The following is a 1,711-nucleotide window of genomic DNA, read 5'->3' as shown; positions in this document are numbered from 1 at the left end:
TCTGCTGCTGGAGAGCTCGTGGGAGGCGATCGAGCGGGCGGGCCTGGACCCGGTGGGGTTGCGTGGCAGCCGTACGGGTGTCTTCGCCGGGGTGATGTACCACGACTACGCGCCGCACCTCTCTGACGCGCCGGGCGAGCTGGAGGGCCTGATCGGCACCGGCAGCTCGGGCAGCGTCGCCTCGGGCCGGGTGTCTTACACCCTGGGCCTGGAGGGTCCCGCGGTCACGGTGGACACGGCGTGTTCGTCGTCGCTGGTCGCGCTGCACTGGGCGGCACAGTCCCTGCGGTCGGGCGAGTGTGACCTGGCCCTGGCGGGTGGCGTCACGGTGATGGCCACGCCGAGCACCTTCGTCGAGTTCTCGCGGCAGCGTGGCCTGTCGGTGGACGGGCGCTGCAAGGCGTTCTCCGCGTCGGCGGACGGCACAGGCTGGGGAGAAGGCATCGGTGTGCTGCTCGTCGAGCGGCTCTCGGACGCGCGGCGCAACGGTCACCAGGTCCTCGCGGTCCTGCGGGGGTCGGCGATCAACCAGGACGGTGCGAGCAACGGCCTGACCGCCCCGAACGGCCCGGCGCAGCAGCGGGTGATCCGCCAGGCACTGGCGAACGCGGGCCTGTCCAGCGCGGATGTGGACGTGGTCGAGGCGCACGGCACCGGAACGGTGCTGGGCGACCCGATCGAGGCGCAGGCGCTGCTGGCTACGTACGGTCAGGACCGTCCTGAGGACCGGCCGCTGTGGCTGGGGTCCATCAAGTCGAACATCGGTCACGCGCAGGCCGCCGCGGGCGTGGCCGGTGTGATCAAGATGGTGATGGCGCTGCGCAACGGCGTCATGCCGCGCACGCTGCACGCCGAGGAGTCCTCGCCGTACGTGGACTGGTCGGCGGGCGCCGTCGAGCTGCTGACCGAGGCGCGCTCATGGGATGTGGAGGACCGTCCGCGCCGGGCCGCGGTCTCGTCCTTCGGGATCAGCGGCACGAACGCACACGTGATCATCGAGCAGGGTCCGGCGGAGGCCCAGGTTGACGCTGTCGAGCTGCCGGTGACGCCCTGGCTGGTCTCGGCCAAGACTCCGGAGGCGCTGCGGGGACAGGCTTCCCGGCTCGCGTCCTGGGTGGAGACTCAGCCGGAGCTGAACCCGGCCGACGCGGCCTGGACGCTGGCGACCGGTCGTGCCCTGCTGGAGCAGCGCGCGGTGGTGGTGGGTGCGGATCGGGCTGAGCTGGTGGCGGGCCTGCGTGCCCTGGCCGAGGGTACGGAGACGTCTGGTGCCGCAGCTGGAGGCAGGCTGGCGATGTTGTTCGCCGGTCAGGGTAGCCAGCGGGTGGGGATGGGGGCGTCCCTCGCGGCGGCGTTCCCGGTGTTCGCCGAGGCACTGGACGAGGTCTGCGCGTTGCTGCCGGGTTCGGTGCGTGAGGTGATGTTCTCCGGTCCGGAGGAGGTGCTGGCCGAGACGGGGGTGACGCAGCCTGCGTTGTTCGCCTTCGAGGTGGCCCTGTACCGGCTGCTGGCTTCGTTCGGGGTGACCCCGGATGTGCTGGTGGGTCACTCGGTGGGGGAGATCGCGGCTGCTCATGTGGCCGGGGTGCTCTCGTTGCCCGACGCGTGTGCTCTGGTTACGGCTCGTGCGCGGTTGATGCAGGGGCTTCCGGAGGGTGGGGCGATGCTGGCCATCGCCGCCTCCGAGGCGGACATCCTTCCCCTGCTGGAA

General features: G+C 71.5%; 1 protein-coding gene. It reads left to right on the top strand.

What is annotated here, in order from left to right; genetic code table 11:
• Positions 1 to 1,711 (top strand): type I polyketide synthase (locus ACSC1Q_RS42905; RefSeq protein WP_436764499.1); only part of this gene is annotated, 1,711 nt, incomplete at both ends.

Source organism: Streptosporangium heterodermiicola, assembly GCF_051390675.1.
In the GTDB taxonomy this organism is placed as follows: Bacteria; Actinomycetota; Actinomycetes; order Streptosporangiales; family Streptosporangiaceae; genus Streptosporangium.
Note: the sequence above shows the minus strand (reverse complement) of the source record. Positions and strands in the feature narration are given on the sequence as shown.